The following is a 22,792-nucleotide window of genomic DNA, read 5'->3' on the forward strand; positions in this document are numbered from 1 at the left end:
CGCGGCCGCCGCTCAGGGCGGATCGCCTACGATTGACAGCGGGGACGCCCGGTCGTCCATGTCCGCCGACAACCGCAGGAGGGGCCATGCCGAAGCCGCGCACGCAGCGCGTCGCCGCCTCCTTCGAGGAGCCGAGCGCGACCGGGCGCTGGCTGCGCGGCCTGCACTTCTCCGCGTTCTCGCTCGTGATGATGGGCGCTGTGGTGCTCGCCGTCGTCATCCTGGCGCCGTCGCTGCAGGGCTACCTCGCCCAGCGGCAGCAGATCGCCGACCAGCAGAAGGCGGTCCAGCAGCTCTCCGCGCAGGTGGACGCGCTCAAGGAGCAGCGCGCCCGCTGGAACGACCCGAGCTACATCCGCGCCCAGGCCCGCGACCGCCTGTACTACGTCATGCCGGGGGAGACCAGCTACCTCGTCATGGACGACCGTCCGCCCGCGGCGAAGGGCGACACCACCCCGGTGAGCTCCAAGCTCCAGAAGACCCGCACCGACTGGGTCGGCTCGCTGTTCGGCTCGCTGATGGGCGCCGGGCTCACCGACGCCACCCCGGCGCAGCTCGGCAGCACGACGGCGCCCACCCCGACTCCGACCCCCGCACCGAGCAAGTGAGCCCCGAACCGAGCACGTGAACACAGATCCCAGGCATGCCATGACCAGACCTCCGTTCGACCCCGTCACCGACGCCGACATCGCCGCCGTGAGCGAACAGCTCGGCCGCCCGGCGCGCAACGTCGTCGGCATCGCCGCGCGCTGCGTATGCGGCCGCCCCACGGTCGTGTCCACCGCCCCGCGGCTGGACGACGGCACGCCGTTCCCGACCTTCTACTACCTGTCCCACCCCGCCGCCACCGCCGCGATGTCGCAGCTGGAGGCCACCCAGGTGATGAACGAGTACAACGACCTCCTGGCCGAGGACGAGGAGATGCGCGACCGGTACCGGGCCGCGCACGAGCAGTACCTCGCCGACCGCGAGTCCGTCGGCGTCGTCCCCGAGCTGGCGGGCGTCTCCGCGGGCGGGATGCCGACCCGCGTCAAGTGCCTGCACGCCCTCGCCGCGCACGCGCTCGCCGCCGGCCCCGGCGTCAACCCGATCGGCGACCTGGCGCTCGCGCGGGGCGGGTGGTCGCCCGAGGTGTGCGAGTGCCGCATCCAGGCCGGCTGACCCGGCTCCGCCGCACCCTGGCTGCGGGCGCGACCGCGCTCGCCGCGGCGCTCGTCGTCGCCCCCGCCGTCGGGATCGCACCCGCGACCGTGGCGCACGCGGACCAGGTGCGCGACCTGGAGTACTGGCTCACCGAGTACGGCTTCACCCGGGCCTGGCAGACGACCCAGGGCGCCGGCGTGAAGGTCGCGGTGATCGACACCGGCGTCGACGGGACGGTCCCGGACCTGGCCGGCGCGGTCACCGGAGGCACGGACGTGTCCGGCGTCGGCGCCGCGAACGGCCAGAAGCCGCTGGGCGACGGCGACGCCGCCGATCACGGGACCTGGGTGGCCTCCCTGCTCGCCGGGCGCGGCACCGGTCCCGGCACGGGAGTGCTGGGCGCGGCGCCGCAGGCGAGCATCCTCAGCGTCTCCGTGGCGCTCGGGAAGGCGACGGGGAACGTCGACAACGACGACCAGATCGCGAAGGCGGTGCGGTGGGCGGTCGACAGCGGCGCCTCCGTCATCAACATCTCGCTCACCCGGAACACGCTCGACTGGCCGACGAGCTGGGACGACGCGTTCCAGTACGCCTTCTCGCATGATGTCGTCGTCGTCGCGGCGGCCGGAAACCGGGGGAGCGGGACGACCGAGGTCGGCGCGCCCGCCACCATCCCCGGCGTCCTCACCGTCGCCGGCGTCGACCGCGCCGGACAGGCCTCCTTCGACGCGTCCTCGCAGGGCATCACGATCGGCGTGTCCGCGCCGAGCGAGGAGCTGGTCGGCGCGAACCCGGGCGGAGGCTACGTGCAGTGGGCGGGCACCAGCGGGGCGGCGCCGCTGGTCGCCGGGGCGGTCGCGCTCGTTCGGGCGGCGCATCCTGAGCTGAAGGCGCCGGACGTCATCAACCGGATCATCCGCACCGCGCGCCGGCCTGCCGGCGTGACAGCCGTTCCGAGTCCCGTCTACGGGTACGGGCTGCTCGACGCGGCGGCCGCGGTGACCGCGACCGTCCCGCATGTGACGGCGAACCCGATGGGCGACCTGACGGAATGGGTCCACATCCACCGCCGGGCCGAGACGCCCTCGACGGCCGCCCCGCAGGCGCCCGACGCGCAAGCGGCTCCCGCGCCGGCGAAGCTCAGCCCGGAACGACCTGTAGCATGGAGATCGTTCTTCTGGCCGCAATGGAGCGTCCTCACCGCCTTCTGGCTGCCGTTCGGTCTGATCTCCGGTTTCGTCACACTCCTCGCCCTCGGCGGGGTCGGTGCGTGGCTGCATTTCAGGCGAACGGGCAGCAGGGGGTAGATTAACACCCATACTTTCGTGTTGAGGAGACGCATTACTGTGCCCAAAATCCTGATCGTCGGCGGAGGCTACGCCGGTTTCTATACCGCGTGGAAGCTCGAGAAGCAGCTCCGCTCGGGCGAGGCCGAGGTCACCATGGTCGACCCGCTGCCGTACATGACGTACCAGCCGTTCCTCCCGGAGGTGGCTGTGGGCTCCATCGAGCCCCGTCACGCGGTCGTCTCGCACCGCCGCCACCTGAAGACCACCAACATCGTGAGCGGCAAGGTCACCTACATCGACCACGCGAACAAGACGGCGACCATCGCGCCGGCCGCAGGCGAGCCGTACGAGTTCGAGTACGACATCGTCGTGGTCACCGCAGGGGCCGTGTCGCGCACGTTCCCGATCCCGGGCGTCGCCGATCAGGCCGTCGGCCTCAAGACGATCGAGGAGGCCGTGTACATCCGCGACACCCTCCTCACCAACTTCGACAAGGCGTCGACTCTCCCGCCCGGCCCGGAGCGCGACCGTCTCCTGACCGTCACGGTCGTCGGCGGCGGCTTCGCGGGCATCGAGATCTTCGCCGAGCTGCGCTCGTTCGCCAGCGCGCTGCTGAAGAAGTACCCCGAGCTGTCGTTCGAGGACACGCACTTCCACCTGATCGAGGCGATGGGCCGGATCATGCCGGAGGTCTCCCTGCCGACCAGCCACTGGGTCATCAAGAACCTCGCCGAGCGCGGCGCGGAGATCCACCTGGAGACGCAGCTCACCAGCGCCGTCGACGGCCGCATCGAGCTGTCCACCGGCGAGAGCTTCGAGACCGACCTCATCGTCTGGACGGCCGGCGTCATGGCCAACCCGACCGTGGTCCGCCACACCGACCTCCCGATCGAGGAGCGCGGCCGCCTCCGTGTCCGCGCCGACCTGCGCGTGGGCACCGACGAGGAGATCATCGAGGGCGCCTGGGGCGCCGGCGACGTCTCGGCCGTCCCCGACCTGACCGGCGCGGGCGTCGGCGGCTACTGCGTGCCGAACGCCCAGCACGCCGTCCGCCAGGGCAAGCTGCTCGCGAAGAACATCATCGCGGACCTGCGCGGCGAGCTGCCGCGCCAGTACTACCACAAGAGCCTCGGCGCCGTCGCGGGCCTCGGCCTCGGCATCGGCGTGCTGCAGTCCGGCAAGATCGCGATCAAGGGCGTCCTCGGCTGGTTCGCGCACCGCGGCTACCACGGTCTGGCGATGCCGAGCTGGGAGCGCAAGTGGCGCGTGCTGTGGGGCTGGTGGAACAACTTCTGGCTCGGCCGCGACATCGTGTCCCTGGAGGCCCTCCGGGCCCCGCGCGCCGCGTTCGAGGAGTTCGCCTCCCGCCCGAAGCCGGCCGTCGAGGCCGCTCCGGCGGAGGCGCCCAAGAAGGCTGCGCGGTCGAAGGCTGCCGAGAAGGAGCCTGCCGCGGTCTCCGCCAAGTAAACCGTTCCAGAAGGCCCGGTCCCTGCGGGACCGGGCCTTCTGCGTCCCTGCGCGCAGGAAATCCGGGCCGACTCGCCGCCGAAACCCCTTCCGAATGGCCTTCGGCAGGAGATTGTGGCGTGTTCTCCTGCGCGGAGACGCGCCCGTCAGCCGACGATGCGAACGCGCCCGTTGCTGAGGTCGGCGACCGCGGCGACCACCGAGTCCCGCGCTGCCTCCGGCACCCGCAACGTCAGCGTCACCGCCTCCCCGTACTGAGCCGCCGGCTCGGCGTACCCCTCGCCCTCCGCCCAGCGCCGGACGCGCTCGGCGTCGGCGTAGTCTGCCTCCAGCCGCAATTCGGTCTCGGGGACGTGCTCGACCTTCTCGGCCCCGGCCACCGCCGCGGCGATCGCGTCCGTGTACGCGCGAACCAGCCCGCCTGCGCCGAGCTTCACGCCGCCGAAGTACCGGACCACGGCGCCGAGCACGCCGTCGAGGTCGTGGTGCCGAAGCACCTCCAGGATGGGGCGCCCCGCCGTCCCGGACGGCTCCCCGTCGTCCGACATGCCCGAGTGGCCGCCGGCGAGGAGAGCCCAGCAGACGTGCGAGGCCGCCGGGTGCTCGGAGCGCAACCGGGCGACGACCGCGAGCGCCTCCTCGCGGCCGTCGACCGGGGTGACGAGGGCGACGAAACGGCTCCGGCGCACCTCCAGCTCGGCGGCGGCGGGAGCGTCGAGGGTGTGCGTCATGGCGAGGCCCGACGATGAATCACCAGTGCCCCCAGTGGGACTCGAACCCACACTCGGGCGATTTTAAGTCGCCTGCCTCTACCGATTGGGCTATGGGGGCCAATTGGGCTACAGGGGCGAGCCGTCCCGGTGGGGGTCCGACGTCAGCGGTTGCGGTAGGGCGACTTCACCATCTGGACGATGGCGCCTAACGCGAGTGCGCCGCCGACGATGATGACGGTCCAGATGAATCCGATGAGCACGCCTTCCATGCGTCCAACAATATACGGTGTCCGGGCCGTCGTGCCCCTTGTCGGCCGCCCCGCGCCGGCGCAGGGTGGGGAGCATGATCCGGATCGGTTCCATCGTGTGGGGTGTGCGCGACCTCCCGCGCGCCGTCGCGTTCTGGTCGGCGGCGCTCGGCTATCGGCCGCTGCGGGAGCCGGACGTCGACTGGGCGATCCTGGTGCCCGTCGGCGGGGTCGGACCGCAGCTCGCGCTCAAGCTCGTCGGCAGCGAGGCGAACCCGTCGCCGCGGCACCACCTCGACCTGTACGCCGACGACCAGGAGGCCGAGGCGGCGCGGCTGCGCGCGCTCGGCGCGACCGATATCGACTGGGAGTACGAGGAGGGCGCCGACTACCTGGTGCTCGCCGATCCCGACGGCAACCGGTTCTGCGTCGTCGCGGCGGGGAGGCCGCTGCCACGCCCGATTCGTGAGCGCCGGTTCCGGATGCGGACCGCGCTGAGAGGTCCTTCAGGCCGCCCCAAGGATGCACCCACCCGGGCCGTGCACACTGTCTGCTGACACCCTTTCTGGTGAGGTGTCCTCCGACCCGGCTGGAGCCCGAGATCCCCCGACGCAAGGCTCCAGCCGGGTCCTTCATGTCCGGAGCGTGTCGGCTAGGCTCGCCGGGTGACCGACACGCGATGCCCCTGCGGGAGCGGCGAGACCTACGCGAACTGCTGCGGGCCGCTGCACGCCGGAGCCGCGGCGCCGACGGCCGAGCGGCTGATGCGTTCGCGGTTCAGCGCGTTCGCGCTCGGGGACGTCGCCTACCTGGTGCGGAGCTGGCACGCGTCCACGCGGCCGCGGACGCTCGACCTGGACGACGGCCTGCGCTGGTACCGGCTGGACGTCGAGTCCACGGAGCGGGGCGGCCCGTTCGACACGGACGGGGTCGTGGCGTTCACCGCGTACTACAAGGGCGCCGAGCGCGGCAGCCTGCACGAGGTGTCCCGGTTCGTCCGGGAGGGCGGCGACTGGTTCTACGTCGACGCTGTCTGAGCGGGAGTGACCATGCCCGCGTCAGCGCGCGGGCTCCACGAAGCGCTCCCACAGCCACACCGACAGCCCCACCCCCGCGAACGCCACGGCGGCGAGGACGACGGCGACGACGCCAGCCCCGGTCTGGGCCAGCGACGCCACGGGCAGCAGCAGCGCGAACAGCACCGTGTAGACCACGAGCGCCATCGCCAGCCAGAGCGGGCGCGACCACTGCAGGACCGCGCGCCCCGCGAGGCGGCCGAACGGCAGCAGCGCGATGGCTGTCGAGCCGACCGCGACGAGGGCGATGGCGTTCGCCAACTCGATCAGGAAGGCAGACGGGGCGCCGGATGGGGTTGGGAGGACGCCGACGGCCAGCCACGCCAGCACACCGCAGGCGGCGACCGCCGAGAGCTGGACGGCCGCGGTCCGCCCGCGTTCGACGCGGCCGAGGCTGTCGGGGAGCACCGCACCGAGCACCAGGCCGAACAGGAGGGCGGGCTCCAGCCCGAGCAGTCGTGAGCCGATCGCGGTGGCCGCGACGACCACGAGGAGGCCGGGCCGTACCACCGTACGCGCCATCGCCACCCCGAGGTGCCGGGTCATGCCGCGGGCGGAGAGGACCCAGATCGCGTTGACCCCGGCGATCGCGAGCGAGACGGCGATGAGCAGACGGACGTACGCCGAGGCGTCGTGGACGGAGGTGGACAGGGTCACCAGCGCCGCCGCCGACACGCCCACGACCGGCGCGAGCCAGACCGGCTGCGTGCCGCCCGCCGCATCGCCCGGAGCCGCGTGCGCGCCGATTCCCGATGCCGGCCGCCCACCGAGCAGCGCATCCGCCTCGCCGAGCTCCGCGGCCGCGCGGTTGCGGCCGAAGACGGAGGCCCGCGCCACCCGCGGCTCCCGCGGCCGGGCCAGCGACACGACGAGCAGCCGCGCCGGGAGCACGAGCAGCAGCAGCGCGGCGACCGCCAGCCCGACCGAGCGCAGCCAGCCGGGCACCGACGCCGGCGTGACGACCGGGGCCGAGGCGGTCGTGAACGGCGTGGAGGTCCAGCCCTTGGTGTCCGGGTGCGTCGGAGCTGCCGGCACGGCCGGCGGGGCGGTGGTCGTCGGCGGCACAGCGGGCGCCGGTGCAGGAGCCGGGACCGGCGTGCCGCGCGTCTGCGGCGGCGACGTCGCGCCGGCGACGGCTTCCACGGTGACCGCGACGGGGTTGCTGCCCGCGCTCACATTCCCCGCGGCATCGCGCTGCAGGGCGGAGGCCACGTAGTCTCCCGCCGGGAGCGTCGCGGCGCACGACCAGGCGCCGCCGGACACCGTCGCGGTGCAGGCCACGGTCGTGCCCCGGGAGTTGCTGGCGTAGACGGTGACGCCGGCGCCCTGTTCGCCGGCGCCCGCGAACGCGATCGCCCCGCCGGCCGCGACCGTCGTGCCGGGCGCAGGCGAACTGATGGTCGGCGCAGGCGGCGCGGCGGTGTCGACCACGACGCTCACTGCCGCGCTCCGCGCCGATCGCGTGGTCGAGAACGGCGCCACCTGGGTCGCGGTGACCGTGTGCCGGCCGTCGCCGAGGCCCGGGAGGACGCAACCCCAGTTGCCGGCGCTGTCGGCGGGGAAGGTGCAGGAGGCGCCGGTCTCGGCGGTCACGGTGACCGAGGCGCCCGGGTAGGCCGTGCCGCGGATGCCGCCTCCGGTGGCGGCGCCCGGGGCGGAGACGATGGTCGGCGGGGAGAGCACGTCGACGCGCCCGCTTGCGGCGAGGCCGCTGGAGCGGGAGACGGCGCGGACAGGCACGCCGGGCCCGTCGGGGAGACGCTGGAGGGCGCACTGGAAGGTTCCGTCGGCCGCGGCGGTCGCGGCGCAGGAGGTGCCGGCGCTCGTCGACGAGCCGCCGGAGACGTCGATGGTGTCGCCGGGGTCGGCGGTTCCCGAGACGGTCAGCGGGAAGCTCGTGACCAGGCCGCTCGGCAGCGGGTCGAGCGTCGGCGGCCCCGGGGTCGGTGTCGGGGTGGGCGTGTCGGCGGGCGCGGAGTTGTCGGCGGGCACGGTCGCGCCGGCGAGCGACGGACCGGAGACGTCTGCGGGTGCTGTGCGAGTCGGAACGCTGCGGGACACGGTGGTGGCGGTGGTGGCGACGGTGTCGATGGTCTGGGCCGACGCCGGCGGTGCGAGTCCCGCGATCGACCCGGCGGCGAACGCGAGCGCGGCGAGCACGGATGCGGACAGCACGACGACGACCAGCCCGGTCGCCCCCCTGGGCCGGACTGGTGGAGACGCGTCCGACATGAATACCCGCATTCCACCCCATTTGAGGGGCAGGACATGCCTCCTGTCAAACCACCCGGCCGGATTTACGGCATACTGACAAGTGGGTCAACTGTCCCACTTCGCGCGACGACGCGCGACGGCACCGTGAGGAGCTTCGATGACGCGCATCGCCCCGGCAGCACGGCGCGCCTCCCTGGTGCAGGCGGCCCTGCGGGTGATCGCGCGGGACGGCGTCGCCGCTGCCACCACCCGGCGGATCGTCGCCGAGGCCGGGATGCCGCTGGCCAGCTTCCACTACGTCTTCGCGTCCCGCGACGAGCTGATGGCCGAGCTGGTGAACACGGTGGTGGCGGGGGAGCAGAGCGACCTCGAGCCGGCGTTCGACCCGGCGACCGCCCCTCCGGAGCTGCGCGCCGCGATCCGCTCGGGCCTCCAGCACTACCTCGACGGCGTGCGGGCCGACCCCGACCGCGAGAAGGCGATGTTCGAGCTGACCCAGTGGGCGCTCCGCGAGCCCGGTTTCGCGCCGCTGGCCCGCCGCCAGTACGACCGCTATTACGAGCTCGCCGAACGGGCCGCGCACGGCGCCGCCGAGCTGACCGGCAGCGCGTGGAGCCTCCCCGTCGCCGAGGTCGCCCGGCTGCTGGTGACCCTCACCGACGGCCTCACCATAGCCTGGCTGGTGACCCGCGACGACGCCGCGGCCGAGCGCAGCATGGACTTCGCGGCGGACGCGCTCGCTGCGCTCGCCGGCCCTCCCCGTCCCGTTCCCGTCCCTTCCGCCCCCGTCCCTTCCGCCCCCGACCCGAACGCAGGTGCCCGATGACCCACACCTCGACGCCGGCCGTCTTCGCCGAACCCACCCGCCGCGTCCCCGGCCGTTGGATCGCGGCCTTCGCGGTCGCCTGGCTCGGCGTCTGGATGGCGCAGCTCGCGCCCATCCAGAAGCTGCTGCCCGACCAAGTCCAGGCCCAGCTCCACTCCACCTACTGGGTCGACAACGTCGTCGCCTTCGGCATCATCTCCGGTATCTCCGGCGTCTGCGCGATCGTCGCGTACCCGCTGACCGGTGCGCTCTCCGACCGCACCACCAGCCGGTTCGGCCGGCGCCGTCCCTGGGTCGCCGGCGGCGCCGTGCTGTTCGCGGTGTCGCTCGTGCTGCTCGGCCTGCAGACGACGATGGTCGGGATCGCCGTCTTCTGGTCGCTCGCGCTCACCGGCTTCTGCGTCCTCACGGCGGCGCTGACCGCGACGATCTCCGACCAGGTGCCGGTCGACCAGCGCGGCTACGTCTCCGGCTGGATCAGCGCTCCGCAGGCCATCGGGATCATCCTCGGCGTCTCGCTCGTCACCTACGTGTTCGTCGGCGCGCTGGTCGGCTACGCCGCGATGGCCGTGCTGCTGGTGCTCCTCGTACTGCCGTTCCTGTTCCTCCCCGACGCGGTGCTGCCCCCGCACCAGCGCGAGCCGATGACGTTCCGCGGCGTGATCGAGGGGCTCTGGATCAGCCCGCGCGAGCACCCGGACTTCGGCTGGACGCTCCTCAGCCGTGTGCTGGTGAACTTCGGCAACGCCTTCGGGACGTCGCTGCTGCTGTACTTCCTGGAGTTCGGGCTGCACGACGCGCATGCCGACGACGACCTGCTGGTGCTGATCCTCATCTACATGGTGTTCGTCATCATCGCCTCGCTCGCGCTCGGCCGGCTTTCCGACCGACTCGGGAGGCGCAAGGCGTTCGTGTTCGTGTCGTCCGCGCTGCAGGGCGTCGCCGCGCTGCTGCTGGCGTTCGTGCCGGTGCTGCCGGTGGCGATGGTCGCGGCGGGTCTGCTCGGCCTCGGCTACGGCTGCTTCCTCTCGGTGGACCAGGCGCTCGCGACCCAGGTGCTGCCCGATCCGGAGAACCGCGGCAAGGACCTCGGCATCATGAACATCGCGACGGCCGTGCCACAGGCGATGGCGCCGCTGTTCGGCGCCGCGATCGTCGCGGCGCTCGGCGGGTTCGTGGGCCTGTTCGTGCTCTCCGGGGTGTTCGCGTTCGCGGGAGCCCTCGCGGTCGCGCGGGTGAAGGCGGTGCGCTGATGGAGCTCCTGGACCTGACAGCCAAGCCGGCCGCCGCCGAACGCACCTGGACCACGCCCGACGTGTTCTGGCCCGCGCTGAGCGCGGCGACCGCGCGCTTCGATCCGGCGTTCGGCGTGCTGCACCTGCCCGCGCTGCGGCACAACACGCACGACATGCTCCGCCGCGCCGCGGGCAAGCCGATCAGGGTGGCCTCCAAATCGGTGCGCGTGCGTGCGGTGCTGGACGCCGTCCTCGCCCTCCCCGGGTACGCCGGCGTGCTCGCCTACACGCTGCCCGAGGCGCTGTGGCTGGCGGAAGGCGACGCCGACCACGCGCCGATCGAGGACGTCGTCGTCGGCTACCCGAGCGTCGACCGCGCCGCGATCGCCCGGCTGGCGGCCTCGCCCGAGCTGGCCTCCCGGGTCACGCTCATGGTCGACTCGGTCGCGCACCTCGACCTCATCGACGCGGTCGTGCCGCCGGCGCAGCGGGAGACGATCCGGCTCTGCCTGGAACTGGACTCCTCGTGGGACGCCCCGGTGCTCGGCCACATCGGCGTCTACCGCTCGCCGCTGCACAGCGTCGACAGGGTCCGGGAAGTGGCGGAGGCGATCGTACGGCGTCCCGGCTTCGCGCTGGTCGGGATGATGGGGTACGAGGCCCAGATCGCCGGACAGGGCGACAACCCGCCCGGCCGCCCGGCGTGGGGTGCGACGCTGCGCTGGATGCAGAAGAACTCGCGCGAGGAACTGCTCGCCCGCCGCGGGGAGGCTGTGGCGGCCGTGCGCGCGCTCGCCGACCTGGAGTTCGTGAACGGCGGCGGCACCGGCTCGCTGGAGTTCACGGCCTCCGACCCCTCGGTGACCGAGATCGCGGCAGGCAGCGGCCTGTTCGGCGGCCACCTATTCGACAGCTACCGGGGCTTCCGGCCCGCGCCCGCGGCGTCTTTCGCGCTGTCGGTGGTGCGGCGGCCCGACGAGCGCACGGCGACCCTCCTCGGCGGCGGCTGGATCGCCTCCGGCCCTCCCGGACCCGACCGGCTCCCGAAGATCGAGTGGCCGACCGGGCTGTCGATGGTCGAGCGTGAGATGGCCGGCGAGGTGCAGACCCCGGTCACCGGAGCCGCCGCGGGCATCCTCCGCGTCGGCGACCGGGTCTGGCTGCGGCACACCAAGTCGGGCGAGCTCAGCGAGCACGTGAACGACTTCCACTTCGTCGACACCGTGGACGGGCGGCCGGCGGTCACCGGCTCCGTGCCGAGCTACCGCGGCGAGGGGAAGGTGTTCCTGTGACCGCCAGCGGGGGAGTGTGGCGAAACTGGGGCCGCACCGAGTCCATCCGCCCGCAACGCGTCGAGCGGCCGCGCGACGCGGAGGCCGTGCAGCGGGCGGTCGCGGCGGCGGCGAAGCAGGGGATGCGCGTCAAGGCCGTCGGCGCCGGGCACAGCTTCACCGGGATCGCGGCGGCCCCAGGCGTACTGCTCGACCTGGAGGATGTCAGCGGCGTCCTCGACGTCGATCTCGAACGCGGCCGGGTGCGCCTGGCCGCGGGGACGCACCTCCACCAGCTCCCGCGGCTGCTGCGGCCCTACGGGCTGGCCCTGGAGAACATGGGCGACATCGACCGGCAGACCATCGCGGGCGCGACCTCCACGGGGACGCACGGCACGGGCGGCTCCTTCGGCGGACTGGCGACCCAGATCGTCGCGGTCACGCTCGTCACCGGTTCCGGCGAGCTCCTCACCGTCAGCGAGGAGCAGAACGCCGACCTGCTGCCCGCCGTGCGCCTCGGGCTCGGCGCGCTCGGGGTGATCGTCGACGTCACCCTCCAGTGCGTTCCGGCCTATCTGCTGAAGGCGGTCGAGCGTCCCGAGCCCCTGCAGCAGGTGCTCGACAGCTACCTGGAGCGCTCCGCCCGGGAGGACCACTTCGAGTTCTACTGGTTCCCGCACACCGAGACCGGCCTGACCAAGACGAACACCAGGCTGCCGCTCACCGAGCCGCGCGCCCCGCTGTCGGCGCCCGGCCGCTGGATGGACGACGAGCTCCTCGCCAACGGCGTCTACCGCGGGGTCTGCGCGGTCGGGACCGTGCTGCCGGGCATCATCCCGCCGTTCAGCCGGCTCGCCCAGAAGCTCACCGGCAACCGCGACTTCACCGACCACTCGGCGCGCGTCTTCGTGACCAACCGCACGGTGCGGTTCCGGGAGATGGAGTACGCGCTCCCACGGGAGGCGGTTCCGGGCGCGCTCGCCGAGGTGAAGGCGCTCATCGAGCGGAAGGGCTGGCGCATCTCCTTCCCGATCGAGGTGCGCTCGGCGGCGGCCGACGACAACTGGCTGTCGACGGCATACGGGCGCGACAGCGGCTACATCGCGGTGCACCGCTACTACCGGGAGGACCCGACCGAGTACTTCACCGCGGTCGAGGAGATCATGAACGCCCACGACGGCCGGCCGCACTGGGGCAAGCTGCACTACCGCGACGCCGGCTCGCTGCGCGCCGCGTACCCGCGCTTCGACGAGTTCCTCGCCGCACGCGACCGCCTCGACCCCGGCCGCCGCTTCGAGAACGCCTACCTCCGCCGAGTCCTCGGCCCGTAGGCAACCGCCGCGTACGCGAATCATCTGCGTACTCGGCGGTCTTCGGCTGACTTTTCGCGTACTCGGCGGTCGCTCAGGGGTGCGGCGCTGGAGGGTGAGGGCGCCGACGACGACGGCGCCGACGGCGAACGCGCCGATGATGAGGAGCTGGCCGCCGATGTATGCGGCGTCGTGCGTGTCCGTGGAGACGGCGTTGAGCGCGTCCACCGCATGCGAGAGCGGCAGCCAGTCGCTGATCTGGCGCAGGCCGTCCGGAAGCTGATCGCGGGGGATGAAGATCCCGCCGAGCAGGATCTGCGGGAACACGATCAGCGGCATGAACTGCACGACCTGGAACTCGGTGCGCGCGAACGCGCTGGCGAACAGGCCGAGCGTGCTGCCGAGCACGGCGTCGGTGACGGCCACCGCCACCATGAGCCAGGGGTCGCCCTTGATCTCCAGACCGCACACCCAGACGGCGTAGCCGACCGCGACGAGGGACTGGATGATCGCGAGCAGCCCGAAGGCCAGGGTGTAGCCGAGGATGAAGTCTCCCCGGCCGAGCGGCATCGACAGCAGCCGTTCGAGGGTGCCGGTGCGGCGTTCCCGCAGCGTCGTGATGCTCGTCACGAGGAACATGACGATGAACGGGAACAGCGCGACGATGGCCGGGCCGATCGTGGCGAACACGGGCGTGTCCGTGAAGATCCACGCCACGAGGCCGATCAGGAGGCTCGGCACGATCACCAGCAGGCCGATCGTGCGCGGGTCGTGCCGGATCTGCGTGAGCACGCGCCCGGCGGTGGCGAGGGTGCGGGTGGGGTTCATCGGGAGGCCTCCCCGTCCTCGTCGTGGGAAACGTCGGCGGTGTCGTCCTCCGCGCCCTCGCCCAGCGCGTGCCGGGGATGGTGCCGCCGCAGCAGCGTCAGGAACGCGCCCTCCGCATCCGGCGCGCCGGTCTCGGCCAGCAGCTCCTCCGGGGTGGTGTCGGCGAGGATGGCGCCCTCCCGCATCAGCAGCAGCCGGTCGCAGCGGGTCGCCTCGTCCATGACGTGGCTGGAGATCAGGAGACTGGTGCCTCCGTCAGCCAACCGGTGGAACAGCGTCCACAGCTCCACGCGCAGCAGCGGGTCGAGGCCGACGGTCGGCTCGTCCAGCACCAGGAGGTCGGGCGAGCCGAGCAGCGCCGCGGCGAGGGAGACCCGGCTTCGCTCGCCTCCCGAGAGCGTGGAGACGAGCCGCCCGGCGTTCGCGCCGAGGTCGGTCGCCTCGATGGCGCGGTCGACGTCCGCCTTGCCTGCGCCGAGCACGCTCCGGAAGTACGTCAGGTTCTGCTTCACCGTCAGATCGTCGTAGACGCTCGCCGCCTGCGTCACGTAGCCGACGCGGTGCCGCAGGGCGAGCGACCCCGCCGGTTGGCCGAGCACCTCCACACGCCCGGCCGCGACGCGCTGGACGCCGACGATGGAGCGCATGAGTGTCGTCTTGCCGCAGCCGCTCGGCCCGAGCAGGCCGACGACCTGGCCGCGCGGGATGTGGAGGTCGAGCCCGTCGAGCACCATCGTCCGTCCCCGCTTCACCCGCAGGCCGTCGATGACGACGGCGGCGTCGTCCACGAGGTCGCGCCCGGCCGGCGGCGATGAATTCATCATGTGATGAATTATTCGCCCGGACCCCGACCGCCGTCAATATCCCCGAACAGATGCCACTGGATCACCGGCCCCACCCGCCGGGCGAGCTCGTCCGGACCGGCGCTCGCGATCGGCTCCAGCTTGAGGGCGTAGCGGGTCATCAGCACGCCGACGATCTGGGAGGCGGCCAGGTCGGCGCGCAGTTCGGCGTCGTCGCCGTGGCTGAGCGCCGCCAGTCGGGCGAACACCTCCCTGGTCAGGAACTCCCGCAGCATCCGGGTCCCCGGCCCGCTGCTCAGGACGGTGCGGAGGATGAGCACCATGCGCCCGGCCGCGCGCTCGTCCTCGAGCTGGGTCAGGAGGTAGCGCACGAGCGTCTCGCCGACCGCGTCCCGCGGGGCGCCGAGCACCACGTCCAGCACCCGGTCGGGCCGCAGCGGGGCCTCCAGGGTGGCGGCGAACAGGTCGGCCTTGTCCTCGAAGTAGTGGTGCACGAGCGCGGAGTCGACCCCCGCGCGCCGCGCGACGGCGCGCAGCGAGGCCGCCTCATAACCGCGTTCGGTGAACTCCTCGGCCGCCGCCCGCACGATCGCCGAACGGGCGGAGGCCGCCCCGCGCTCCTTGCGCGGCCGGCCCCTCCTGCGGCGTTCGGCGACCTCACTCACGTGTGCCATTGTGCACCCCGGACCGGGGGCCCTGTCCATCCGCATTGCGGTTGCTTCGAGTGTGATGGGAAGCCCGTGGGAGGCGCATCCGTGCCGGTTAGGATGCTGTTCAGCGCAGTCGATCGGCGCATTCACGCTTAGGAGTTCCCGCAATGGAATGGCTCATTCCGGTCATCATCGTCGTCGTGCTCGTCGCGATCATCGGAATCTACTTCTGGGCCACGTACAACTCGCTCGTCACGCTCAAGGTGCGGGTGGACGAGGCGTGGAGCGACATCACGGTGCAGCTGAAGCGTCGTGCCGATCTCATCCCCAATCTGATCGAGACGGTCAAGGGCTACGCCGCGCACGAGCGCGGCGTCTTCGAGTCGGTCACCAAGGCCCGCGCCGAGACGCTGACGGCGCAGACGCCGGGTGAGGCGTCCGTGGCCGAGGGGCACATGCAGACCGCGCTGAAGAGCATCTTCGCCGTGGCGGAGGCCTACCCGCAGCTCCAGGCGAGCCAGAACTTCCTGCGCCTGCAGGCCGACCTGGTCGACACCGAGGACAAGATCCAGGCCTCGCGCCGGTTCTACAACGGCGGCGTGCGCGAGTTCAACACCAAGATCAAGGTCTTCCCGAACAACCTGTTCGCGCGCCGGCTCGGCTTCAGCGAGCGCGAATTCTTCGAGGTCGACAACCTGGCGGCGATCGCCGAGCCGCCGCGCGTCCAGTTCTAGGGCGTCGATGTACAGGGCAATCGCCAGGAACAAGCGCAACACCGTCTTCATCATCCTGCTGTTCCTGATTCTGATCGGTGCGCTCGGATGGCTGTTCTCCGTCATCTACAACAGCTGGGCGATCCTGGCCTGGGTCGGGATCGGCGCGATCGTCTACACCGTGTTCCAGTACTTCATGGCCTCCAGCCAGGCGCTGAGCATGTCCGGGGCGGTGCCGATCACCAAGGCCGACAATCCGCGGCTCTGGAACGTGGTCGAGAACCTCTCGATCACGACGGGCACGCCCATGCCGGCGGTCTACATCATCAACGACCCGGCGCCCAACGCGTTCGCCACCGGGCGCGACCCGCAGCACGCGTCGGTCGCCGCGACCACAGGCCTGCTCGACATCATGAACGACGCCGAGCTGGAGGGTGTGATGGCCCATGAGCTCGGGCATGTGCGCAACTACGACATCCGGCTCTCCATGATCGTCTTCGGCCTCACCGTCGCCATCGGGCTTATCGCCGACATCTTCGTGCGGATGGCCTTCTTCGGCGGCAACAACCGGAACAACAACAATGGCGGGGGCGGCAACCCGATCGTGCTGGTGTTCGGGCTCATCGCCGCGATCATCGCACCGCTGGTGGCGACGCTCGTGCAACTCGCGGTGTCGCGCCAGCGCGAGTACCTCGCCGACGCCACCGGGGCGATGACCACACGGCACCCGGATGCGCTCGCGAGCGCGCTGCTCAAGCTGCAGGACTACGGCCGGCCGATGCGCCGCCAGAACAGCAGCATGGCGCACCTGTGGATCGCCGAGCCGCTCAAGCCCAGCCTGATGAGCCGGCTGTTCTCGACGCACCCGCCCATCCCCGAGCGCGTCGACCGCCTCGAGAAGATGGGCTCCACCTTCTAGCGACATTCGCACCGAATGCGCACTTTCGCGGCGCCATTCGCGACATTCGTCCCGAATGTTGCGTTGGAGGCTTCGCGACATTCGTGACGAATGTGGGGTTGGGCGGCGCCATTCGCGACATTCGTGACGAATGTGGTGGGTGGGGCGCTCGGGGGGCTACGCCTCGGCGGCCTCCAGTTCGGCGGTGCCGGTGTAGCGGTAACGGACGCGGGTGCCGACGGCGGGCTCGTCGAGGGGCGCCACTCGGTGCCGGCGTTGTTCGCGCCGTCGACCACGTCGATGTCGCGGATGAGATCGGCGGGGGCACCGTCCCGGTAGCCGGTGATGACCTCCGCGTAGACCGAGGAGTCGGGGTTCAGCAGCACCGCGATGTAATGGCTGGAATCCCGCACGTCGTCGGTCGTCACCCACATCCGGTTGTCGAACTGCACGTGCGCGCGGCCGTCCGCTCCGCGTTTGACCCCGGTCACGATGCCGTCGAGCCAGCGTTCGCCGTCGCGATAGGCGAAGAGCTCGCGCATGGGCTGTTCGTAGTCGGCCTCATCGGCCCCGTCGGCGTCCAGGTACTCGAGCGGTGAACTCATGCCCCGCACATTACCCCCGCACGCGGCGTCGCCGCGAGGACGAACTCAGGAGGCCGTGGGCGCGGCCAGGGCGAGCTCTGCGGCGAGCATGGGGGCGAGGTCGCCCCGCGCCCCCTCGGCGACCTCCACGGCGCCGAGGCCCTGCCAGGCCGCTGTCTCGCCGAGCAGCGGGACCAGACGCTCGGCCACCCGGCCGCCGTCGCCGGCCTCCGTCCACGCGGACTGCACCCGCAGCACACCGGCCTGCCGGTCGCTCTTCAGGTCGATGCGGCCGACGAGCTCGTCGTCCAGCAGGATGGGCAGCGAGTAGTAGCCGTACACGCGCTGCGGGGCGGGCGTGTAGATCTCGATGCGGTAGTGGAAGCCGAACATCCGCAGCGCCCGGTCGCGGAACCAGACGACCGGGTCGAAGGGCGACAGCAGCGCGGCCGCCTCGATGCCGCGCGGCCTGCGCGCGTCACGGTGCATCCAGGCCTTCACGGGCCGGTCGCCTGCTCCGGTCCAGCCCTTCACCTCCACCGGGATGACCTCGCCCGCGTCGGCCAGCTCCTCCATCGCCACCGCCACGGCCGGGCCTTTCAGCCGGTAGTAGTCGGCGAAGTCGCGGAGCGTCCCGACGCCGTGGGCGACGGCCGAGCGGCGCATCAGTTCGCGGATGGCGTCGGCGTCGGCGACCGTACGGTCGAGCACGCTCGCAGGGAGGACGTCCTCCACCAGCCCGTAGCGGCGCTGGAAGCGCGTGCGTCCGGCGATGGCGACCTCGCCGAACAGGAACATCCGCTCCAGGGCGCGCTTGACCTCCGACCAGCCCCACCACGGCCCGGAGCGCCGGTTCGCGTCGTGCTCGATCTCGCTGGCGGCGAGCGGACCCTTGGCGGCGAGCTCGCTGCGCAGCCAGGACAGCGTGGTCTCGTGCGCGGCGAACCAGGCGTTGCCGGTGGCGTAGCGCTCCCGGTACTGGCGCATGCGCCAGCCGAACAGCGACCAGTCCTCCTTGCGCACGAACGCGGCCTCGTGCGCCCAGTACTCGGTGTGCGGTCCCCGCGCGTCGAAGGTCAGCCGGTCGAGCAGGGTGCGGTCGTACGCTCCCAGCCGCGCGAACGCGGGGAGGTAGTGGCTGCGCTCGAACACGTTGACCGAGTCGATCTGCAGCAGGTTGATCCTGTCCATCAGCCCGTTGAGCTGCCGCGTACCGACCGCCGCCGGGCGCGGGCGCCCGAAGCCCTGGGCGGCGAGCGCGATGCGGCGCGCGAGGGCGGGGAGAGCTGTTCGACCACGGGTCGACCTTAGCGGCAAGGTCCGACACCCCTCGTTCACCCGCTGGTCACGTCCCGCTGGCCCACGCGTATCCCGGCCTCCCTAGCGTGTCGACGGAGCCGGGTCGCACAGCCCGGCCGTCAACCCGACCTGGAGGACATTCCGTGATCAACACGCGCGCCCGCATCGCCGGACTCACCGCCGCGGCGACCGTCGTGGCTCTCTCGCTCGCCGCCTGCTCCGGCGGCGCCGACGCCAGCAGCACCGATGCCGGCAGCACCGCCGCCGGCACCTCGGCCGCCTCGGCCACCGACGTCGCCTCCGCGGGCGGCATGTCCGCCCTGGTGGCGGCCGCGAAGAAGGAGGGCAGCCTCAACATCATCGCGACGCCCGGCGACTGGGCCAATTACCAGGAGATCTTCGACGGCTTCACCAAGAAGTACGGCATCACGATCAACCCGAGCCAGGACAGCGCCTCCAGCCAGGAGGAGATCGACGCCGCCAAGAAGCTGAAGGGCCAGGACACCGCTCCGGACACCTTCGACATCGGCTCGTCGGTGGCGCTGGCGAACACGCAGTACTTCGCCCCGTACAAGCCGACCGGCTTCAACGACATCCCGGCCGCGCAGAAGGACAAGAACGGCCTCTGGAAGGTCGGCTACTACGGTGTCATGTCCGTCGGCTACGACGCGAACAAGATCAAGTCCGCGCCGAAGTCGTTCTCCGATCTGCTGAAGCCCGAGTTCAAGGGCGCCGTCGCGCTCAACGGCAACCCGACCCAGGCGGCCGCCGCGGCCGGCGCGGTCGCCTACGCCGACCTGCAGAACGGCGGCACGCTGGACGACCTGACCCCGGGCATCGACTGGTTCACGAAGCTGAAGGCCGCTGGCAACTGGAACGCCGCCGACGGCAAGCCGAACACCATCGCCTCCGGCGAGACCCCGGTCCTGCTCGACTGGTCGTTCAACCAGAAGGGCTACGCGACCTCCGACACCATCAAGTCGGGCGGCGTGAACTGGAAGTACACCGTCCTTCCGGGCACCGCGTACGTCGGCTACTACAACCAGGCCATCAACAAGGACGCCCCGCACCCGGCGGCCGCACGCCTCTGGGAGGAGTACCTCTATAGCGACGCCGCGCAGAACGCCTGGCTGAAGGGCGGCGCCTACCCGGCCCGCGTGGACGCGATGGAGAAGGCCGGGACCCTGGACGCCAAGGAGTTCCCGGGCAAGCTCGACAAGGTGGCCGTGATGACGGACAAGCAGGCCACCGACGCCGGCGCCCTCCTCAACGCCAAGTGGGCCAACGCGGTCGGCTGATGACCGAGACCATCGCCGCACCCGCGGTCGACACTGCCGCCGGGATCGCCTCGAGCGGTTCCCGGCGGCAGCCGCCGTCGGCGGCCGCTCCCGGGCGGGTCCGCCGGCGTCGCGGTCTCGCCGCCGCGCTCGGCCTCACCCCGTTCGCCCTCTACGTCGTGGTCTTCCTCGCCGTGCCCACCCTCGTCGCGGTGGGGAGCGGGTTCGTGGACGGCGAGGGCCGCTTCACCTGGTCCAACCTGACCGGGCTCGCCGAACCCGCCATCGCCGGCTCGTTCTTCGGCGCGTTCTGGCTGTCCGCGGTGACTGCCGTGGTCGGCGCGATCGCTGGAGCCGCGCTCTGCTTCGCGATGCTGGCCTCCCGACCGGGCGGCGTCACGCGTTCGCTCGTCGACTCCGCCAGCAGCGTGCTCGCCCAGTTCGGCGGTGTGATGCTCGCGTTCGCGTTCATCGCGACCATCGGCGCCCAGGGCCTCGTGACCGTGCTGCTGCGCAACGCCTTCCACCTGAACATCTACGCGAACGGCGTGTGGCTCTACACGGTGCCCGGCCTGATCCTCCCGTACCTCTACTTCCAGATCCCGCTCATGGTCATCACCTTCCTGCCCGCGCTGGAGGGGCTGCGCCCGCAGTGGCTGGAGGCGACCGCCACGCTCGGCGGCACGCGCTGGACCTACTGGACACGGGTCGGCGGCCCCATCCTGCTGCCGTCGTTCCTCGGCAGCCTGCTGCTGCTCTTCGCCAACGCCTTCTCGTCCTACGCGACCGCGGCGGCGCTCGTCGGCCAGGCCAACAACATCGTCTCGCTGCAGATCCGTCAGGCCCTCATCTCGGAGACCGTGCTCGGCCGCGCGAACCTGGCCGGCTCGATGGCGCTCGGGATGCTCCTGGTGATGGTCGTCGTGATGCTCGCCTACTCGGCGCTCGTGCGCCGGACTGCGCGGTGGCAGCGGTGAGCGGCGGCGCTCCGCTGCGGCTCGGGCCGGGCCCGGTCGCCCGCACCGTGATCTGGGTGGTCCTCGGTGCGTTCTTCCTCATCCCGCTGTTCTCGATGCTGGAGTTCACGCTGCGCACCGCGAAGCCCGGGGTGTACAGCTTCGACCGCTGGATCGCGGTCTTCGGCGGGGAGACCACCCGCTGCGACCGCGTCTATCAAGGGCTCGGCAACTCGCTCGTGCTCGCCGCCGTGACGGTGGCGATCGTGCTGCTGGTGCTGCTGCCGACGATCGTGCTCGTCGAGCTGCGCTTCCCGACGCTGCGGCGCCTGCTGGAGGCCGTCTGCCTGCTCCCGATCATGATCCCCGCGATCGTGATGGTGGTGGGGCTGGCGCCGACCTACGCGGTCGTGACCTCGATCGTCGGATCGGGCACCTGGACGCTGGCGTTCGCGTACGGCATCACTGTGCTCCCGTACGCGTACCGCGCCATCCAGAGCAATGTCTCCGCCGTCGACATGGTCACGCTGAGCGAGGCGGCCAGATCGCTCGGCGCGGGCTGGGGCACCGTCTTCTGGCGGGTGCTCACGCCGAACCTGCGGCGCGGCATCCTCGCGGCCTCCGCGCTCTCCATCGCGGTCGTGCTCGGCGAGTTCACGATCGCCTCCCTGCTGAGCCGGGTGAACCTGCAGACCGCGCTGCTGCTGGTCTCCCAGTCCGACCCGTTCGTCGCGGTCATCTTCGCGCTGCTGGCGCTGGTGTTCGCGTTCGTCCTCCTCGTCGTCGTCGACCGTGTCGTCGGCGCCCGCCGCCGCTCGCGGCGTTCCGTGAAAGGCACCCTATGACCGTCCTCGAATCCACCGTCGCCGGCTCCCGTGTCGGATCCCGTGTCGGCTCCACCGTCGAGCTCGACGGCGTCGTGCGCGACTTCGGCGGCGGGGCCGGCCTCGCCGGGTTCTCGCTGGCGGCGAGCCCGGGGAGTTCATCGCCCTGCTCGGGCCGTCCGGCTGCGGCAAGACCACCGCGCTGCGTGCGCTCGCCGGGCTGGAGCGCGTCGACTCCGGCCGCGTGCTCATCGACGGCCGGGATGTCACCGACGAGCCGACGAACCGCCGCGACCTCGGGATGGTCTTCCAGTCGTACTCGCTGTTCCCGCACCTCACCTCCGGCCAGAACGTGGAGTTCGGGCTGCGGATGCGCAAGGTCGGCTCCGGCGAGCGTCGGCGCCGCGCGGCCGAGGCGCTCGACCTGGTCGGGCTCGACCACCACGCCGAGCGCTACGCCCACCAGCTCTCCGGCGGGCAGCAGCAGCGCGTGGCGCTCGCCCGGGCGCTGGTGACCGAGCCGCGCGTCCTCCTGCTGGACGAGCCGCTCTCGGCGCTCGACGCGAAGGTGCGCGTGCAGCTCCGCGAGGAGATCCGCCGCATCCAGACCGAGCTCGGGATCACGACCTTCTTCGTGACGCACGATCAGGAGGAGGCGTTGGCCGTGGCCGACCGGGTCGCCGTGATGCGGGCGGGCGCCATCGAGCAGATCGGGACGCCGGAGGAGCTGTACCACCGGCCGGCGACCGCGTTCGTCGCGGAGTTCGTGGGGCTGACCAACCGCGTTCCCGGCACGGTCGCCGGCGGCGTGCTGCACGTTCTCGGGACGACCCCGCCGCTGGCGTCGCCCGCGCCGGACGGCCCGGTCACGGCCTTCGTGCGGCCGGAGGACCTCCTGCTGGCCGGCGACGGCATCCCCGCCGAGGTGCTGACGACCAGCTTCCTGGGCGCGCTGCGACGCACCCGGGTGCGGCTCGCCGACGGGTCGGAGCTCGCCGTGCAGCACGGCGCCCGCGACCTCCCGGCGCCCGGCGACCGCATCCACGTCGCCCTCTCGCACACCCCCTCACCGTCACTCCCGCAGCCTGACCTGACCTCACCTCCGCCGAAGGGCAGCAAACGCCCTGAAACGCGGTTGTACGGGCGTGTTGCGTGCCCGTCAGGATCC

At 71.9% G+C, this 22,792-nt stretch carries 21 protein-coding genes, 1 tRNA gene and 2 pseudogenes; 16 read left to right on the forward strand and 8 right to left on the reverse strand.

The window, feature by feature from the left end:
- Nucleotides 1-86 precede the first annotated feature (86 nt).
- Genes ACR5MH_RS00825 through ACR5MH_RS00840 form a run of 4 tightly spaced genes read left to right on the forward strand, consistent with a single transcriptional unit; the run spans nt 87 to nt 3,899 of the window.
- Nucleotides 87-608 carry an FtsB family cell division protein gene (locus ACR5MH_RS00825; RefSeq protein ID WP_431349208.1) on the forward strand — a complete coding sequence of 174 codons (522 nt, stop codon included), beginning with the start codon at nt 87-89 and terminating at the stop codon, nt 606-608.
- A 40-nt stretch (nt 609-648) separates the two neighbouring features.
- On the forward strand, nt 649-1,161 hold the full coding sequence (locus ACR5MH_RS00830; RefSeq protein ID WP_431349209.1) for a DUF501 domain-containing protein: 513 nt from the start codon (nt 649-651) through the stop codon (nt 1,159-1,161).
- Nucleotides 1,140-2,450 (forward strand): S8 family serine peptidase, encoded by a 1,311-nt coding sequence (locus tag ACR5MH_RS00835; protein WP_433862167.1) that lies wholly within the window; start codon nt 1,140-1,142, stop codon nt 2,448-2,450. The genes ACR5MH_RS00830 and ACR5MH_RS00835 overlap by 22 nt, the downstream gene beginning before the upstream one ends.
- Before the next feature lie 39 nt (nt 2,451-2,489).
- On the forward strand, nt 2,490-3,899 hold the full coding sequence (locus ACR5MH_RS00840; protein ID WP_431349210.1) for an NAD(P)/FAD-dependent oxidoreductase: 1,410 nt from the start codon (nt 2,490-2,492) through the stop codon (nt 3,897-3,899).
- 146 nt (nt 3,900-4,045) lie between these two features.
- Here the strand turns inward: ACR5MH_RS00840 and ACR5MH_RS00845 are convergent, their stop codons facing one another.
- Both ACR5MH_RS00845 and ACR5MH_RS00850 read right to left on the reverse strand, forming a co-directional pair.
- The gene (locus ACR5MH_RS00845) at nt 4,046-4,630 is read right to left on the reverse strand and encodes an IMPACT family protein (protein ID WP_431349211.1); all 585 of its coding nucleotides are present in this window, start codon (nt 4,628-4,630) and stop codon (nt 4,046-4,048) included.
- A 26-nt stretch (nt 4,631-4,656) separates the two neighbouring features.
- Nucleotides 4,657-4,730: transfer RNA gene (locus tag ACR5MH_RS00850), tRNA-Leu, on the reverse strand.
- Nucleotides 4,731-4,955: 225 nt separating this feature from the next.
- Between ACR5MH_RS00850 and ACR5MH_RS00855 the strand changes: the two genes are divergently transcribed.
- Nucleotides 4,956-5,417: a VOC family protein gene (locus tag ACR5MH_RS00855; protein WP_431349212.1), complete on the forward strand. Its 462-nt coding sequence runs from the start codon at nt 4,956-4,958 to the stop codon at nt 5,415-5,417.
- 108 nt (nt 5,418-5,525) lie between these two features.
- A complete protein-coding gene (locus tag ACR5MH_RS00860) occupies nt 5,526-5,897 on the forward strand; it encodes a YchJ family protein (protein WP_431349213.1) in 372 nt (123 codons plus the stop codon).
- A 21-nt stretch (nt 5,898-5,918) separates the two neighbouring features.
- Here the strand turns inward: ACR5MH_RS00860 and ACR5MH_RS00865 are convergent, their stop codons facing one another.
- A complete protein-coding gene (locus ACR5MH_RS00865) occupies nt 5,919-8,111 on the reverse strand; it encodes a hypothetical protein (RefSeq protein WP_433862168.1) in 2,193 nt (730 codons plus the stop codon).
- Nucleotides 8,112-8,307: 196 nt separating this feature from the next.
- Between ACR5MH_RS00865 and ACR5MH_RS00870 the strand changes: the two genes are divergently transcribed.
- The 4 genes from ACR5MH_RS00870 to ACR5MH_RS00885 are packed head-to-tail and all read left to right on the forward strand — an operon-like array spanning nt 8,308 to nt 12,813.
- A complete protein-coding gene (locus ACR5MH_RS00870) occupies nt 8,308-8,976 on the forward strand; it encodes a TetR/AcrR family transcriptional regulator (RefSeq protein ID WP_431349215.1) in 669 nt (222 codons plus the stop codon).
- Entirely contained in the window at nt 8,973-10,229 is a 1,257-nt protein-coding gene (locus tag ACR5MH_RS00875) for an MFS transporter (protein ID WP_431349216.1), read from the forward strand. The genes ACR5MH_RS00870 and ACR5MH_RS00875 overlap by 4 nt, the downstream gene beginning before the upstream one ends.
- Nucleotides 10,229-11,503: an amino acid deaminase/aldolase gene (locus ACR5MH_RS00880; RefSeq protein ID WP_431349217.1), complete on the forward strand. Its 1,275-nt coding sequence runs from the start codon at nt 10,229-10,231 to the stop codon at nt 11,501-11,503. The genes ACR5MH_RS00875 and ACR5MH_RS00880 overlap by 1 nt, the downstream gene beginning before the upstream one ends.
- Nucleotides 11,500-12,813, forward strand: a complete 1,314-nt coding sequence (locus ACR5MH_RS00885; protein ID WP_433862169.1) for a D-arabinono-1,4-lactone oxidase — start codon at nt 11,500-11,502, stop codon at nt 12,811-12,813. The genes ACR5MH_RS00880 and ACR5MH_RS00885 overlap by 4 nt, the downstream gene beginning before the upstream one ends.
- 78 nt (nt 12,814-12,891) lie before the next feature.
- Here ACR5MH_RS00885 and ACR5MH_RS00890 read toward each other — a convergent pair.
- The 3 genes and pseudogenes from ACR5MH_RS00890 to ACR5MH_RS00900 all read right to left on the reverse strand — a co-directional run.
- Nucleotides 12,892-13,620 (reverse strand): annotated as a pseudogene (locus ACR5MH_RS00890) (ABC transporter permease); the annotation flags it as partial.
- Nucleotides 13,617-14,444, reverse strand: coding sequence for an ABC transporter ATP-binding protein (locus ACR5MH_RS00895; protein WP_431349220.1), 828 nt, complete (start codon nt 14,442-14,444; stop codon nt 13,617-13,619). The gene ACR5MH_RS00895 and the pseudogene ACR5MH_RS00890, both read right to left, overlap by 4 nt.
- Before the next feature lie 8 nt (nt 14,445-14,452).
- Nucleotides 14,453-15,088 carry a TetR family transcriptional regulator gene (locus ACR5MH_RS00900; RefSeq protein WP_431349221.1) on the reverse strand — a complete coding sequence of 212 codons (636 nt, stop codon included), beginning with the start codon at nt 15,086-15,088 and terminating at the stop codon, nt 14,453-14,455.
- A gap of 152 nt (nt 15,089-15,240) precedes the next feature.
- Here ACR5MH_RS00900 and ACR5MH_RS00905 point away from each other — a divergent pair, with 152 nt between their 5' ends.
- Both ACR5MH_RS00905 and ACR5MH_RS00910 read left to right on the forward strand, forming a co-directional pair.
- A complete protein-coding gene (locus tag ACR5MH_RS00905; protein ID WP_055915096.1) occupies nt 15,241-15,807 on the forward strand; it encodes a LemA family protein in 567 nt (188 codons plus the stop codon).
- 7 nt (nt 15,808-15,814) lie between these two features.
- Nucleotides 15,815-16,705, forward strand: coding sequence for a M48 family metalloprotease (locus ACR5MH_RS00910; RefSeq protein ID WP_431349222.1), 891 nt, complete (start codon nt 15,815-15,817; stop codon nt 16,703-16,705).
- On the opposite strand, the gene ACR5MH_RS00915 is transcribed toward ACR5MH_RS00910, so the two are convergent.
- Together ACR5MH_RS00915 and ACR5MH_RS00920 are read right to left on the reverse strand one after the other, a co-directional pair.
- Nucleotides 16,702-17,226, reverse strand: a complete 525-nt coding sequence (locus ACR5MH_RS00915) for a hypothetical protein (protein ID WP_433862170.1) — start codon at nt 17,224-17,226, stop codon at nt 16,702-16,704. The genes ACR5MH_RS00910 and ACR5MH_RS00915 overlap by 4 nt on opposite strands.
- 108 nt (nt 17,227-17,334) lie before the next feature.
- The gene (locus ACR5MH_RS00920; protein WP_431349224.1) at nt 17,335-18,585 is read right to left on the reverse strand and encodes a winged helix-turn-helix domain-containing protein; all 1,251 of its coding nucleotides are present in this window, start codon (nt 18,583-18,585) and stop codon (nt 17,335-17,337) included.
- A 125-nt stretch (nt 18,586-18,710) separates the two neighbouring features.
- Between ACR5MH_RS00920 and ACR5MH_RS00925 the strand changes: the two genes are divergently transcribed.
- From ACR5MH_RS00925 to ACR5MH_RS00940, 4 genes and pseudogenes are all read left to right on the forward strand, one after another.
- Nucleotides 18,711-19,865, forward strand: a complete 1,155-nt coding sequence (locus ACR5MH_RS00925) for an ABC transporter substrate-binding protein (protein WP_431349225.1) — start codon at nt 18,711-18,713, stop codon at nt 19,863-19,865.
- Nucleotides 19,865-20,821, forward strand: coding sequence for an ABC transporter permease (locus ACR5MH_RS00930; protein WP_433862171.1), 957 nt, complete (start codon nt 19,865-19,867; stop codon nt 20,819-20,821). Before ACR5MH_RS00925 ends, ACR5MH_RS00930 begins: the two co-directional genes overlap by 1 nt.
- Nucleotides 20,818-21,645: an ABC transporter permease gene (locus ACR5MH_RS00935; RefSeq protein ID WP_431349227.1), complete on the forward strand. Its 828-nt coding sequence runs from the start codon at nt 20,818-20,820 to the stop codon at nt 21,643-21,645. Before ACR5MH_RS00930 ends, ACR5MH_RS00935 begins: the two co-directional genes overlap by 4 nt.
- Nucleotides 21,642-22,690 (forward strand): annotated as a pseudogene (locus tag ACR5MH_RS00940) (ABC transporter ATP-binding protein); the annotation flags it as partial. The gene ACR5MH_RS00935 and the pseudogene ACR5MH_RS00940, both read left to right, overlap by 4 nt.
- Nucleotides 22,691-22,792: the final 102 nt, after the last annotated feature.

This window comes from Streptomyces sp. L7 (assembly GCF_050990935.1).
GTDB lineage: Bacteria > Actinomycetota > Actinomycetes > Actinomycetales > Microbacteriaceae > Leifsonia.

Excerpts from the sequence above, each read along its gene's own strand:
- ACR5MH_RS00910 (WP_431349222.1), top strand. The coding sequence starts at position 15,815 with ATGTACAGGGCAATCGCCAGGAACAAGCGCAACACCGTCTTCATCATC.
- ACR5MH_RS00870 (WP_431349215.1), top strand. The coding sequence starts at position 8,308 with ATGACGCGCATCGCCCCGGCAGCACGGCGCGCCTCCCTGGTGCAGGCG.
- ACR5MH_RS00875 (WP_431349216.1), top strand. The coding sequence starts at position 8,973 with ATGACCCACACCTCGACGCCGGCCGTCTTCGCCGAACCCACCCGCCGC.
- ACR5MH_RS00830 (WP_431349209.1), top strand. The coding sequence starts at position 649 with ATGACCAGACCTCCGTTCGACCCCGTCACCGACGCCGACATCGCCGCC.
- ACR5MH_RS00930 (WP_433862171.1), top strand. The coding sequence starts at position 19,865 with ATGACCGAGACCATCGCCGCACCCGCGGTCGACACTGCCGCCGGGATC.
- ACR5MH_RS00905 (WP_055915096.1), top strand. The coding sequence starts at position 15,241 with ATGGAATGGCTCATTCCGGTCATCATCGTCGTCGTGCTCGTCGCGATC.
- ACR5MH_RS00880 (WP_431349217.1), top strand. The coding sequence starts at position 10,229 with ATGGAGCTCCTGGACCTGACAGCCAAGCCGGCCGCCGCCGAACGCACC.
- ACR5MH_RS00845 (WP_431349211.1), bottom strand. The coding sequence starts at position 4,630 with ATGACGCACACCCTCGACGCTCCCGCCGCCGCCGAGCTGGAGGTGCGC.
- ACR5MH_RS00855 (WP_431349212.1), top strand. The coding sequence starts at position 4,956 with ATGATCCGGATCGGTTCCATCGTGTGGGGTGTGCGCGACCTCCCGCGC.
- ACR5MH_RS00895 (WP_431349220.1), bottom strand. The coding sequence starts at position 14,444 with ATGATGAATTCATCGCCGCCGGCCGGGCGCGACCTCGTGGACGACGCC.
- ACR5MH_RS00825 (WP_431349208.1), top strand. The coding sequence starts at position 87 with ATGCCGAAGCCGCGCACGCAGCGCGTCGCCGCCTCCTTCGAGGAGCCG.
- ACR5MH_RS00915 (WP_433862170.1), bottom strand. The coding sequence starts at position 17,226 with ATGCGCGAGCTCTTCGCCTATCGCGACGGCGAACGCTGGCTCGACGGC.